Below are 12,430 nucleotides of genomic sequence, written 5' to 3'. Positions count from 1 at the left end.
GATTTCAGCGATAGTTCGGCTGGCGCTTTTCAAGGAAAGCGGTGATGCCTTCGAGCGCGTCGCCGCGATGAAGCGCATCCACGAAAGCGTCGCGCTCCATATCGAGATGCGCGGCGAGCGGCTGCACGTCCGCCGCGTTCATCAGCGACTTGATGCGCGCGAGCGCCTTGGGCGACACGCTGCCGAGATCGTCGGCCCACGCGATAGCGGCATCCAGCGCGATGCCTTTTTTCGTCAGCCGGTTGACGACGCCGACCTCGTGCAGACGCGACGCGCCGATGGGCTTCGCTTCGAGCAGCACCTCGCTCGCGAGCGTGCGCGGCAACGCGCGCGTCAGGAACCATGAAGCGCCGCCATCCGGCGTGAGGCCCACGCGCGCATACGACATGACGAACTTCGCGTCGTCGGCGGCGACGATCAGATCGCACGCTAGCGCAAGCGAGAAGCCCGCGCCGGCGGCCGCGCCTTCGACCGCCGCGATGACCGGCTTCGTCGAAGCCCGCAGCGCGCTGATCCATTCGGCGAGCAAGTCGATGCTCTCTGCCTGCACCGACGGGTCTTTCGCGCGGTTTTCCAGCAGCCGGTTCAGGTTGCCGCCCGCGCAGAAGAAGTTGTCCGCGCCGGTCAGCACGATCGCGCGCACGGAGTTGTCGCGCTCGGCCGTTGAAAGCGCTTCGATGCCGGCCGCGTACATGTCCGGATGCAGCGCGTTGCGTGCGCCCGGATTGGACAGCTTGAGCACGAGCGTGGTGTCGCTGCCTGCGGGCCGGTGTGTCAGCAGTTCGGCGCTCATCGGAGCTCCTCGGTATGGGTAAGCGAAAGTCCGAGCTGCGCGCGGCGCGTGAGCCACGGAGAAGGGCGGTAGCGCGGATCGCCGAGCGCGCTCTGGATGTTGCGCAGAATCGTGAGAATGGTCGTGGCGCCGAGCGAATCGCCGAGCGCGAGCGGCCCGCGCGGATAGCCCAGGCCGAGCGTCACCGCGAGGTCGATGTCCTCCGGCGTCGCGATGCCTTGTTGCGCGATGTCGCAGCCGATATTCACGATGGTCGCGACCACGCGCTGCGCGACGAAGCCGGTCGAATCGCGGATGACGGTGACCGGCACGCCGTCGGCGGCAAAGAGCGCGTGCGCTGCGTCGCGCATGGCGGGCGTGGTCGCGGGCGTCGTCATGATGGTGCGGCGCGCGACGGTATCGAGCGGAAAGAGCGTATCCACGGCGACGACGCGCGTGGCGTCGAGATGTTCGGCGACGGCGGTCGTGGTCGCGTCGAAGCCAAGCGGCGTCACGACGATGAGCGAATCGGGCGCGGGCGTGTTGCCGGTGTCGATGTGCACGGCGGCGTCGTGCTTCGCGATGACTTTCAGCACCTGCTCGCGGGCAGCGGGCGACGCGCGGCTGATCCACACGCGCGCCGGCAGTTGCGTCGGCGCGGGCGGCTCGTCCGGCACTTGCTGCTTGCCTTCCACGTAGCGATAAAACCCTTCGCCCGCCTTGCGCCCGATGAGCCCGCCCGCGAGCCGCGTCCCGGTGATGGGCGACGGCGTGAAGCGCGGCTCCTCGTAGAACTGGTGATAGATCGACTCCATCACCGGATGCGAGACGTCGAGCGCGGTGAGATCCAGCAGTTCGAACGGCCCGAGCCGGAAACCGGCCTGCTCGCGCATGATGCGGTCGATGTCCGCGAAGCTCGCGACGCCTTCGCTCGCCACGCGCAGGCCTTCGGTGTTCATGCCGCGCCCGGCGTGGTTCACGATGAAGCCCGGCATGTCTTTCGCGCGCACCGGCGTGTGACCCATGCGGCGGGCGAGTTCCATTAGCGCGTCGCCGGCTTTTCGGTCGCCGCGCAAGCCGTCGATGACTTCGACCACGCGCATCAGCGGCACCGGGTTGAAGAAGTGAAAGCCCGCGACGCGTTCCGGTTTCGCGCAGCCCGCCGCAATCGCGGTGATGGACAGCGACGACGTGTTCGACGCCAGAATGCACGCGTCGCCGACGACCGCTTCCAGTTCGCGAAAGAGTCCGCGCTTGATTTCGAGGTTCTCGACGATCGCCTCGACGACCGCGCCGCAGTCGGAAAGCTCGCCGATGTCCTGCGCGTCATGGACGCGGGCGAGCGCGGCGTGCGCGTCCGCTTCCTTCAGCTTGCCCTTGGCGGTGAGCTTGTCGAACGTGTCGGACAGATACGCACGCGCGGCCGAGAGTGCTTGCGGGTTCGCATCGTAGAGACGCACGGTCAGTCCGGCGAGCGCCGCGATCTGCGCGATGCCGCGCCCCATCGCGCCGCTGCCGACGATGCCCAGGGTTTCGATCTTGTATTCCTGCGGACTCATGATGCGGTTCGACTCCTCGATGTTCTCTGTGTGGTCTATCGTGTCCGGCAGCAAGACGACGCTCAGAGCTTGCGCAGTCGGTCCAACGCGAGCGCGAGCGTCTCTTCCTTCTTCGCGAAGCAGAAGCGCACGACGCCCGACTCGTGAGACTCGTGATAGAACGCCGACACGGGAATCGCCGCGACGCCGATCTCGCTCGTCAGCCATTGCGAGAACTCGGCTTCGGGCATGTCGCTGATCGCCGAATAATCGACGCATTGGAAGTAGGTTCCGTCGCAGGGCAGAAGCGAGAAGCGCGTATCGGCGAGCCCGGCGCGGAAGAAGTCGCGCTTTCTCTGATAGAACGCGGGCAATTCAAGGTAGGGCTTCGGATCTTCCAGATAATGCGCGAGCCCGACTTGCATCGGCGTGTTCACCGTGAACACATTGAACTGATGCACCTTGCGGAACTCGGCGGTCAGCGCGACGGGCGCGGCCACATAGCCGATCTTCCAGCCGGTCACGTGAAACGTCTTGCCGAAACTGGACACGACGAAACTGCGCTTCGCGAGCTCCGGATAGCGCGACACGCTCTCGTGCGGCGCGCCGTCGTAGACCATGTGTTCATAAACTTCGTCGGAGACGATCAGCAAGTTCGTCCCGCGCACGATGTCTTCGAGCTTGCGCATGTCCGTATCGCGCCAGACGCGGCCCGTCGGATTGTGCGGCGTGTTGATCATCAGAAGGCGCGTCTTCGGCGTGATCGCGGCGGCGATCTTGTCGAAAGGCAGCGCGTAGTCGGGCGCTTCGAGCGAGACGAACACCGGCTTGCCGCCCGCCAGTTCGATGGCCGGCACGTAGCTGTCGTACATCGGCTCGATCACGACGACTTCATCGCCCGGATGCACGCAGCACAGCACGGCCGTGAGCAGCGCCTGGGTCGCGCCGGCCGTGACGGTGATCTCGCGGTCGGCGTCGTAGGCGCGGCCGTAGAGCGCCTCGATCTTGCGCGCGATCGCCTGGCGCAACGGCGCGGCGCCCGACATCGGCGGATACTGGTTGTGGCCGTCGCGCATGGCGGACGCGACGGCATCGACGATGCGCGCATCGCAGTCGAAATCGGGGAAGCCTTGGCCCAGATTCACCGCGCCTTTTTGCGCGGCGAGCGCGCTCATCACGGTGAAAATGGTCGTGCCGACATTCGGCAGACGCGACGGGAAGGACAGATCGGGTGCAGCCGGATTCTTTTCGTGCGTAGCGTTCATAGCGTAGGAGGACGTGGGCTGAGCGGTATTCACATGCGGTAATCAGGCGAGGGCGGCAAGGGCGACAAGGGCGGCGTGCGCTTCGAGCGCGGCGACGAACGGCTTGGGCTCGGCGATGCGAAACGCGAAGTCGCGCGCGACGCGCCGCGCGAGCTTCAGCACGGCGCGATCTTTCGAGACGAGCCAGTCCGCCTGCGATGCCTGCGCGAGTTCGAGAAACTTCTGGTCGTCGCGGTCGCGGCACTTCGGCAGAGCAGGCGCGTCCGGCAATGCTTCGGGCGCGACCAAGCGCGACAGACTACCAAGCGTCGCGAGCGCCGCCGACTTGTCGATGCCCATGCGCACGAAATGCGGATAGTCGAGCACGTATGTCAGTTCGGCAAGGCATCGCGCGTCGATCAGCGCATCGAGCGCGCGGGCTTCGAGCGCGGCGCGGATCGGCCGCGTGGCCGGATCGTCGAACACGAGTATGTCGATCCACACGTTTGAATCGAGCACGACCCGCAGATTGTGAGGCGGCGCGGCGGAATTTTCCATTCGATACAATCGGGGGTTTATGCCTATGTCGCCGGCGGGGTGCCGGCGAGCCTCCATGATAATCGTTCTCTCGCCCGCCAAATCGCTCGACTACGAGACGCCCGCTCACATCAGGAAGCACACGCTGCCCGAATTCGTCGATGACGCCGCCGAGTTGATCGAAGGCTTGCGCCAGCTTTCGCCGCAGCAGATCGGCGGCATGATGGGCATCTCGGATCAACTCGCGGCGCTGAACTTCCAGCGTTATGCCGAATGGTCGAAGACGTTCGACGCGCACAATTCGAAGCAGGCGGTGCTCGCCTTCAATGGCGATGTGTATGAAGGCTTCGCGGCGAAGACGCTCACTTCCGCGGATCTCGACTACGCGCAGAATCATGTGCGCGTGCTGTCAGGCTTGTATGGACTGCTGCGGCCGCTCGACCTGCTGCAGCCGTATCGGCTGGAAATGGGCACCAAGTTCAAGAACGCGCGCGGCAAGGATTTGTATGCGTTCTGGGGCGAGCGCATCACGGCGGCGCTCAATGCGCAGTTCAAGCGGCAGCGCGGCGCGCGCGTGCTGGTCAACTGCGCATCGGAGGAATATTTCAAGTCGGTGAAGCCGAAGCAGCTCGACGTGCCCGTCGTCTCGCCGGTCTTCGAGGACTGGAAGGGCGGCCGCTACAAGATCATCAGCTTTCACGCGAAGCGCGCGCGAGGCCTGATGGCGCGCTACGCGGTGCAGAACAGAATCGACGAGCCCGAGGCGCTGAAGGGCTTCGACAGCGAAGGCTACCGGTTCGACGCGAATGCATCGAACGATACGACTTATGTGTTTCGCCGCCGCGTCGCGGAGTGAGACAGGCGCATCAAGGACATCATCATGAGCATTTCGATTACCAGCAATTTCGACGCAGGCGCGATCGACATCATCGACGCGAGCAATCCCGCGAACATTCGCCTGCGCGTGCGTCCGGACACGAAGGCCGACTTCGCGCAGTGGTTCTACTTTCGCGTCTCGGGCGCGCGCGGCGAGCGCCTCGTGATGACGTTCGAGAACGCGGCGCAGTGTGCCTTCCCCGATGGATGGCGCGACTATCGGGCGGTCGCGAGCTACGATCGCGTGAACTGGTTTCGCGTGCCGACGCAGTACGACGGCCGCGTGCTGACGATCGATCACACGCCGGACTTCGATCGCGTGTACTACGCGTACTTCGAGCCGTATACCGAGGAGCGCCACTCGGAGTTTCTCGGCGCGGTTCAGCAGATGCCGCATGCAACGTTGACGGAACTCGGCCGCACGGTCGAGAACCGGCCGATGTCCTTGCTTACGCTCGGCCTGACCGACGAGGCGGCCGCGCGTCCCAAGAAGAACATATGGATCATCGCGCGCCAGCATCCCGGCGAGACGATGGCGGAATGGTTCGTCGAAGGACTCGTGAAACGTCTTGCAGGCTGGGGCGACTGGTCAGGCGATCCGGTCGCGCGGGCGCTCTTCGATCGCGCGGTGTTTCATATCGTACCGAACATGAATCCGGACGGCAGCGTGCTCGGCAATCTGCGCACGAATGCGGCGGGCGCGAACCTGAATCGCGAATGGATGGAGCCGAGCGCCGAGCGCAGTCCCGAAGTGCTGGTCGTGCGCGACGCGATTCGTGCGACGGGTTGCGACATGTTCTTCGATATCCACGGCGATGAGGCCATTCCGCACGTGTTCGTCGCCGGGTCGGAGATGCTGCCGGCCTTCACCGAGCAACAGGCGAAAGAGCAGAAGGCGTTCGTGCAGTTCTTCAAGCAGGCAAGTCCTGACTTTCAGGATGTGCACGGCTACGAGAGCGGCAAATATCGGGAAGATGCGCTGAAGCTGGCGTCCAAGTACATGAGCAACGAATACAAGTGTCTGTCGCTCACGCTCGAAATGCCGTTCAAGGACAACGCTGATCTGCCGGATGAGCGCGTCGGCTGGAACGGTGAACGCAGTGCGGCGCTCGGTGCCGCCATGCTGCAGGCGATTCTTTGGCAGTTGCAGGCGTGCGCGGCTTGATAGCGACCGCTATCCGCAAACAATGAAAAGGGCGTGGCCGTCTTGCGATGGCCACGCCCTTTGTTCATGCCTCGCCGCCTTAGGCCGGCTAGTGTTTCTTCGACGCCTTTTTCGCGCTTTTGCTGCTTGTGCCGCCGCTCGTGCTCTTGCCTGCCGCTGCCGCTTTCTTCGACGACGACTTCGTCTTCGCGCCGTGCTTGCCTTTCTTGCCGGACGTGCTGCGCGGCTCTGCATGCGGACGCAACGGCGGAACCGGGTCGTTCCATCCGAAGGCGAGCATCTGACTGCCCACATAGCCACAACGGAATTTGAGCGGCGTCGGATCTTTCTCGCCGCTTTTCGCGACGCCTTGTCCTTCGACGGTCACGACATTGTCGACCTTGATGCGCTGCTTCTTCTCGTCGAACGAGTCGTTCCACGGTTCGATGGTGGAATGCGATGAATCGAATGAAGCAGGCGAGAATTCGACATGATCGAACGCCGCCGACGTGCTGGCGATGAAGTTGCCATGCGCGGCGCAATCCGCAACCAGCGGATTGGCGTTGAAATCGGTCACGAAGTGATGAACCAGTTCATTGCGCTCGTCGAGCGTATCGGCAAAGGCGGACGTCGCGCACAGAAGCGCTGCGCATACCGCGAACCGGCCGACGAGCCTCATCAGCCGGCGCGGTGCAAAGTTACTTTCCATCAATTTGGCGCTAAGAAGACACGGGCAAGTAAGATGCCCCGTGTGGGGAAGGAGTTCAATCTTATCGCACTTTGTGCGCGTATCGGACCGCCGGCCATGCGAGAGGGCGCGGTCTGCCGTGTGGGTGGACGTTCTTCTAGGTCGACGTCAAACTCGCGGACCACGGTCCAGGCGATAGCGGCGCACGTCATACGTGGTGATCCACGCCGGCTTATACACGGTGATGAGAATGGTGAGAAGTCCGGTAAACAAGGACTCACCGGCACCGAGCAATAGCGATCCGCGCGTGAATGCAGCGGGTACATTCACCGCACCGCCGGCAAGCGCTGCCTCGAGCAACACGGTCGAGCCGCAAGCAGCCGCCACTGCTGCGGCCGACACGATAAACCCGTGGCCTGCGATGAAGGTGAACAGGTTGCGCGGCAGCCATGCATTGGACAGACGCTGCAGCAGTGTGGAGACCGCGACGGGCACGGCGCCGAAAAGAAGGTACGTGATTGCGACCGAGAGCCAGGAGGCATCGAGCACCACGGCAGCGAGCCCAGTGCTCGCGGCAGTGCCGATGAGCGCGAGCCGCCAGTCGAAGAGCGTGACCATCAGCGTGGCGCCCAGCAAGTGGATGACGGGTCCGTCATCGAACCATGCGTTGCAGGCCCATAGCACCGTTACCGAGACGATCACCCCAAGCCAGACGTGCTGGAGGGTGGCGTCATGCAGGCGATTGAACGGCCGCTGCACGAGGACGAGTGCAAGCAGCCCCGCGGCAACAATCCAACTGCCGACGGTCAGCCAAAGCGGTAGCGGTGTATAGAAGAACCCCATGCCTGCATATTACTCGTTACGTTTGAAACGTGTGCGCAATCAACGAACCCGGATCGCGTGATTGTTGCTAGAACGACGCCTCGGGCTCTGCTGCCATGGGTAGCGAAGCGCCGTCCTGGTTCTCGATCGGCGGATATTTCGCGCGCCGCCTGCGCAACGGGACCACATTGGACTCGCCCGGCGTTGCGCGGATGGCTTGTTCGGCGTCGCTACGCAGAATCTCCAGATACGAATTCTGCACGCCGTTGTAAATGGCGACTGCCGCCGCTCGGTTCGGTGCCCCGAGCTGCTGGAAGATACTTGCAAGATGAATCTTGACCGTGCCTTCGCTAATGCCGAGCGTCTTCGCAATCATCTTGTTCGTGCTTCCCATATGCACGCACCGCATGATCTGTTGCTGGCGCGGCGAAAGCGTCGGATGAACGCGCGCGCTGTCCGGCATCGCGGCAAGGGCGTGCTGACGGCGAATAGGCAGATCGCGGATGGGCGCGAGATCGATGACATCCGGCGGAACATAGTGACCGCCGATGAGTACCATTTCGAGCGCGCGCAGAATGAGGATGGGCTCGAGCGTGCGAGGAATGACGCCCATTGCGCCCGCGCTCATGAGCATGTAGACCTGTGCGGCACCGGAGCGGTCCACCATGACCGCGGCGGGAACGGCGGGCGCGTTGTCGAGCAGCGTTTCGAGTTCGCTCATGCGCATGCTCTCCGCCCAGTCGATCACGATCATGCGAGCCTCGATGCGCTTGAGCGCAGATGCCGCCTGCCGCCAGTCTCTTGCTTCGGTGAACTGCGCTTGACGTGCGACACGGCGCAGCAGTGTTTTCAGGCCCGCACGGCGCTCCGCGTCCGAACCCATGATGATTATTTTCATGCTCAACCTCTTGTCAATACATCCGACGCCCACTCGCGGCGGAACTAAACGCCAGCGAATGTCGGCGTTGACGTGATATTGACAAACTTCTTGCGGTTGCGCCCCCTATCCGAATGGCATAGGCGAAAAAGCACAAAGCCCCGCATGAGTGCGGGGCTTTGCCAGGCTGCCGAAGCATTGACGCATGTCAATGGAAGTGGGGCTGAGCGGGTTCGGCGTCCTCGGGCATCTCGGCGTGGACGATCTCGCCCAGCGGATCGGCGTAGAGCGGCACCCCGCAGTCATCGCAAAACTCTGGCTCGAAGCGTCCGGCGTGGCGGCGAACGTCGGTGACGCCGGACTTTCTGAGCAACTCGACGATCTCTTCCACCGGACCGTCGGCGCCTTCGAGTTCGGCTTCATCTTCGAGGCCTGCCTCGCCGTTCTCGCGCCCGTACAGCGGCCAAACGACGCCGTAGATCACATCGTTGCTGCCGCGCCGTGTGAATCCGATGCGATATTCGTCGATGCGGCGCTCGCCGAAGCCCGCGATGACCGCGCGCAGCTCCTGCGGGCCGGTGCCGAGCGTATCGAAAAGATAGCGAACAGCAGTGCGCACGGTGTGAGGGCGCACTTGCTCGTCGGCATCCCGGCATGCCGAATAGTAGGCATCCGGCAACAAACATTCGAATTCGCAGCCGGGAAGAATACTCGCAAAGCTGGCGCCGCCCTGAGCCGCCCATTGTTCGAGACATTGACTCCGCTCGATGCGCGCTCCGTTCTCGTCTTCCTGCCAGCGGAAGAAAGCCTCGCCTGCCGGCACAACGGCGACAGCGAGCAGAAAGCGCGGATCGGCGAGGATCGGTGACGTTTCCGGCAAGTCCGCCAGGTTCATACGTGCGCTGGCACCGCCGAGCGCGGCCTGCGTCAACTGTTGCGCGAGGCGAGCTGTGTCGACATGATGCCGCGGCAGCTGGTCGATGCTGTACAGATACGGCGCGACGGCTACGCGTGCGCCGCCAGCCAGCACGTGCGCCTGCAGTTGCGTGCGGAGCGCTTCGACGGACTCGCTTTTGAGCGTGCCTGATGGAATCGCATAGCGCGTCCACGCGAGCACCGGCGCCGCGATCAGGAGAGACTCGTGCGGCACGCCATCGATATCGACCTTGAACGACTCGCTATGCGTTTCCGCCATGTCGGCCAACGCGCCGTAGGCGTCGGGATGATTCTGCTGCAGGTGATCCAGCGCAGCATCAAGAGTTGTTTGGTTGCCGTTGCGCACCAGTTTGGCGATGAGAGTGTCCAGGCGGCCCTCCCAGAAGCGATCTTCGACGCGGCTGCCCGAGGCGAAAAGCGCGAGAGAGAGGCTGACGAGTTTGTCCGCGTCTGGAGGGAGGCGTTTAGCGGTTCGCGTGCGCATATCAATACAGGTTCATTTGGGCGAAGAACCTTTTATTGTAGTCGTTCGGCTGGCTGTTTTACGGGATGTGCGCGTCGTCGGTCGATAGAGGCGGGGGAGGGCCGTTGGCCTTTCAAGCGATCGCAATTTTTTTTCGACAGAGCCCTTGCGGTCGGCGCCGGCACTCACTAGAATTCCGTTCCTTCGCGATTCAACGAACGCGAAGGAAGCGGGAACGGTGGTGTCGTGTCGTGGTTGGGCTTGGGAGGTGGAAGTGTTCCAAGCGCGGTTGACGAGTGAAATGCTTCAAAAACTTGTTGACACTGATCGAAACGACGTACATAATCTCGTTTCTCTGCTGCTGATGCAGCGACGCAAGACGAAGCGGTGCTGAGCGAGGTTCTCGGTACGGTGAAGTAAAAAGTCTTGGCGGATTGCTCTTTAAAAACTAACAGCCGATAAGTGTGGGCGCTTGATGGTGAGTGCGGCCGGTTCTTCGGAGCCGGGCAAGCAAAAGTATCAAGAGTCTCACACGAAGTATCAGAGGAAGGTTTGTCTGTCGAGAGACGGATTAATCATCGTCAGTACGTTGAGTGAGCGACCGGTTCTTAGATGAACCGAAAACAGTAACAGGCATTGAACTGAAGAGTTTGATCCTGGCTCAGATTGAACGCTGGCGGCATGCCTTACACATGCAAGTCGGACGGCAGCGCGGGCTTCGGCCTGGCGGCGAGTGGCGAACGGGTGAGTAATACATCGGAACGTGTCCTGTAGTGGGGGATAGCCCGGCGAAAGCCGGATTAATACCGCATACGATCTACGGAGGAAAGCGGGGGATCTTCGGACCTCGCGCTGTAGGGGCGGCCGATGGCAGATTAGCTAGTTGGTGGGGTAAAGGCCTACCAAGGCGACGATCTGTAGCTGGTCTGAGAGGACGACCAGCCACACTGGGACTGAGACACGGCCCAGACTCCTACGGGAGGCAGCAGTGGGGAATTTTGGACAATGGGGGCAACCCTGATCCAGCAATGCCGCGTGTGTGAAGAAGGCCTTCGGGTTGTAAAGCACTTTTGTCCGGAAAGAAAACTTCGTCCCTAATATGGATGGAGGATGACGGTACCGGAAGAATAAGCACCGGCTAACTACGTGCCAGCAGCCGCGGTAATACGTAGGGTGCGAGCGTTAATCGGAATTACTGGGCGTAAAGCGTGCGCAGGCGGTCTGTTAAGACCGATGTGAAATCCCCGGGCTTAACCTGGGAACTGCATTGGTGACTGGCAGGCTTTGAGTGTGGCAGAGGGAGGTAGAATTCCACGTGTAGCAGTGAAATGCGTAGAGATGTGGAGGAATACCGATGGCGAAGGCAGCCTCCTGGGCCAACACTGACGCTCATGCACGAAAGCGTGGGGAGCAAACAGGATTAGATACCCTGGTAGTCCACGCCCTAAACGATGTCAACTAGTTGTTGGGGATTCATTTCCTTAGTAACGTAGCTAACGCGTGAAGTTGACCGCCTGGGGAGTACGGTCGCAAGATTAAAACTCAAAGGAATTGACGGGGACCCGCACAAGCGGTGGATGATGTGGATTAATTCGATGCAACGCGAAAAACCTTACCTACCCTTGACATGGTCGGAATCCTGCTGAGAGGCGGGAGTGCTCGAAAGAGAACCGGCGCACAGGTGCTGCATGGCTGTCGTCAGCTCGTGTCGTGAGATGTTGGGTTAAGTCCCGCAACGAGCGCAACCCTTGTCCTTAGTTGCTACGCAAGAGCACTCTAAGGAGACTGCCGGTGACAAACCGGAGGAAGGTGGGGATGACGTCAAGTCCTCATGGCCCTTATGGGTAGGGCTTCACACGTCATACAATGGTCGGAACAGAGGGTTGCCAAGCCGCGAGGTGGAGCCAATCCCAGAAAACCGATCGTAGTCCGGATCGCAGTCTGCAACTCGACTGCGTGAAGCTGGAATCGCTAGTAATCGCGGATCAGCATGCCGCGGTGAATACGTTCCCGGGTCTTGTACACACCGCCCGTCACACCATGGGAGTGGGTTTTACCAGAAGTGGCTAGTCTAACCGCAAGGAGGACGGTCACCACGGTAGGATTCATGACTGGGGTGAAGTCGTAACAAGGTAGCCGTATCGGAAGGTGCGGCTGGATCACCTCCTTTCTCGAGCTTCGCACGAAACTAGCAAGCGCTCACGCTTATCGGCTGTGGTTTAGAAACAGGCTAAGGGTCTGTAGCTCAGTCGGTTAGAGCACCGTCTTGATAAGGCGGGGGTCGTTGGTTCGAATCCAACCAGACCCACCATACCGGGGGATTAGCTCAGCTGGGAGAGCACCTGCTTTGCAAGCAGGGGGTCGTCGGTTCGATCCCGTCATCCTCCACCAATCTTCAATGCCAAGTGTTTGACACGAGCACTTGGCATTGGCGATTGCTAGCCAGTTGATGCTGTGGGTATTGCAAGACACCTATCGGCTAAACGTTCTTTAACAATCAGGAAGAAGTAGTAAAGAGATTATCTGAAAGCAC

General features: G+C 61.8%; 10 protein-coding genes, 2 tRNA genes and 1 rRNA gene. 5 read left to right on the top strand and 8 right to left on the bottom strand.

The genetic code is table 11. The annotated features are described in order from the left end of the window. Window positions 1–4: 4 nt before the first annotated feature. The 4 genes from LDZ26_RS07790 to LDZ26_RS07775 all read right to left on the bottom strand — a co-directional run bounded on the left by LDZ26_RS07790 (window position 5) and on the right by LDZ26_RS07775 (window position 4,112). Window positions 5–793 (bottom strand): oxepin-CoA hydrolase, alternative type, encoded by a 789-nt coding sequence (locus LDZ26_RS07790; protein ID WP_244846683.1) that lies wholly within the window; start codon window positions 791–793, stop codon window positions 5–7. Further along, window positions 790–2,331, bottom strand: a complete 1,542-nt coding sequence (locus tag LDZ26_RS07785) for a 3-hydroxyacyl-CoA dehydrogenase (RefSeq protein ID WP_244846681.1) — start codon at window positions 2,329–2,331, stop codon at window positions 790–792. Before LDZ26_RS07785 ends, LDZ26_RS07790 begins: the two co-directional genes overlap by 4 nt. 62 nt (window positions 2,332–2,393) lie before the next feature. Continuing rightward, window positions 2,394–3,575 carry a pyridoxal phosphate-dependent aminotransferase gene (locus LDZ26_RS07780; protein ID WP_244846679.1) on the bottom strand — a complete coding sequence of 394 codons (1,182 nt, stop codon included), beginning with the start codon at window positions 3,573–3,575 and terminating at the stop codon, window positions 2,394–2,396. Between the two features lie 42 nt (window positions 3,576–3,617). Next, window positions 3,618–4,112 carry a putative toxin-antitoxin system toxin component, PIN family gene (locus LDZ26_RS07775; protein ID WP_244846677.1) on the bottom strand — a complete coding sequence of 165 codons (495 nt, stop codon included), beginning with the start codon at window positions 4,110–4,112 and terminating at the stop codon, window positions 3,618–3,620. Between the two features lie 55 nt (window positions 4,113–4,167). Here LDZ26_RS07775 and yaaA point away from each other — a divergent pair, with 55 nt between their 5' ends. Both yaaA and LDZ26_RS07765 read left to right on the top strand, forming a co-directional pair. Further along, window positions 4,168–4,947 carry a peroxide stress protein YaaA gene (gene yaaA / locus LDZ26_RS07770; RefSeq protein WP_244846675.1) on the top strand — a complete coding sequence of 260 codons (780 nt, stop codon included), beginning with the start codon at window positions 4,168–4,170 and terminating at the stop codon, window positions 4,945–4,947. A gap of 24 nt (window positions 4,948–4,971) precedes the next feature. Continuing rightward, on the top strand, window positions 4,972–6,132 hold the full coding sequence (locus tag LDZ26_RS07765) for a M14-type cytosolic carboxypeptidase (protein WP_244846672.1): 1,161 nt from the start codon (window positions 4,972–4,974) through the stop codon (window positions 6,130–6,132). Between the two features lie 88 nt (window positions 6,133–6,220). Here LDZ26_RS07765 and LDZ26_RS07760 read toward each other — a convergent pair whose 3' ends face one another. The 4 genes from LDZ26_RS07760 to LDZ26_RS07745 all read right to left on the bottom strand — a co-directional run bounded on the left by LDZ26_RS07760 (window position 6,221) and on the right by LDZ26_RS07745 (window position 9,918). Next, window positions 6,221–6,820 carry a BspC domain-containing protein gene (locus LDZ26_RS07760; RefSeq protein ID WP_244846670.1) on the bottom strand — a complete coding sequence of 200 codons (600 nt, stop codon included), beginning with the start codon at window positions 6,818–6,820 and terminating at the stop codon, window positions 6,221–6,223. Window positions 6,821–6,967: 147 nt separating this feature from the next. Beyond that, window positions 6,968–7,642, bottom strand: a complete 675-nt coding sequence (locus tag LDZ26_RS07755; RefSeq protein ID WP_206466562.1) for a hypothetical protein — start codon at window positions 7,640–7,642, stop codon at window positions 6,968–6,970. Window positions 7,643–7,709: 67 nt separating this feature from the next. Then, a complete protein-coding gene (locus LDZ26_RS07750; RefSeq protein WP_244846668.1) occupies window positions 7,710–8,519 on the bottom strand; it encodes a response regulator transcription factor in 810 nt (269 codons plus the stop codon). A gap of 187 nt (window positions 8,520–8,706) precedes the next feature. Beyond that, window positions 8,707–9,918: a DUF2863 family protein gene (locus LDZ26_RS07745; RefSeq protein WP_244846666.1), complete on the bottom strand. Its 1,212-nt coding sequence runs from the start codon at window positions 9,916–9,918 to the stop codon at window positions 8,707–8,709. 617 nt (window positions 9,919–10,535) lie between these two features. Between LDZ26_RS07745 and LDZ26_RS07740 the strand changes: the two genes are divergently transcribed. From LDZ26_RS07740 to LDZ26_RS07730, 3 genes are all read left to right on the top strand, one after another. Beyond that, a 16S ribosomal RNA gene (locus LDZ26_RS07740) occupies window positions 10,536–12,067 on the top strand. A gap of 64 nt (window positions 12,068–12,131) precedes the next feature. Beyond that, window positions 12,132–12,208: transfer RNA gene (locus LDZ26_RS07735), tRNA-Ile, on the top strand. Between the two features lie 4 nt (window positions 12,209–12,212). Further along, window positions 12,213–12,288 (top strand) — tRNA-Ala (locus tag LDZ26_RS07730). Window positions 12,289–12,430 lie beyond the last annotated feature (142 nt).

The sequence above is a fragment of the Caballeronia sp. SL2Y3 genome (assembly GCF_022879575.1).
Lineage (GTDB): Bacteria > Pseudomonadota > Gammaproteobacteria > Burkholderiales > Burkholderiaceae > Caballeronia.
This window is presented reverse-complemented; position numbering and strand designations above follow the sequence as displayed.

Excerpts from the sequence above, each read along its gene's own strand:
- LDZ26_RS07760 (WP_244846670.1), bottom strand. The coding sequence starts at position 6,820 with ATGGAAAGTAACTTTGCACCGCGCCGGCTGATGAGGCTCGTCGGCCGG.
- LDZ26_RS07755 (WP_206466562.1), bottom strand. The coding sequence starts at position 7,642 with ATGGGGTTCTTCTATACACCGCTACCGCTTTGGCTGACCGTCGGCAGT.
- yaaA (WP_244846675.1), top strand. The coding sequence starts at position 4,168 with ATGATAATCGTTCTCTCGCCCGCCAAATCGCTCGACTACGAGACGCCC.
- LDZ26_RS07780 (WP_244846679.1), bottom strand. The coding sequence starts at position 3,575 with ATGAACGCTACGCACGAAAAGAATCCGGCTGCACCCGATCTGTCCTTC.
- LDZ26_RS07785 (WP_244846681.1), bottom strand. The coding sequence starts at position 2,331 with ATGAGTCCGCAGGAATACAAGATCGAAACCCTGGGCATCGTCGGCAGC.
- LDZ26_RS07790 (WP_244846683.1), bottom strand. The coding sequence starts at position 793 with ATGAGCGCCGAACTGCTGACACACCGGCCCGCAGGCAGCGACACCACG.
- LDZ26_RS07745 (WP_244846666.1), bottom strand. The coding sequence starts at position 9,918 with ATGCGCACGCGAACCGCTAAACGCCTCCCTCCAGACGCGGACAAACTC.
- LDZ26_RS07750 (WP_244846668.1), bottom strand. The coding sequence starts at position 8,519 with ATGAAAATAATCATCATGGGTTCGGACGCGGAGCGCCGTGCGGGCCTG.
- LDZ26_RS07775 (WP_244846677.1), bottom strand. The coding sequence starts at position 4,112 with ATGGAAAATTCCGCCGCGCCGCCTCACAATCTGCGGGTCGTGCTCGAT.
- LDZ26_RS07765 (WP_244846672.1), top strand. The coding sequence starts at position 4,972 with ATGAGCATTTCGATTACCAGCAATTTCGACGCAGGCGCGATCGACATC.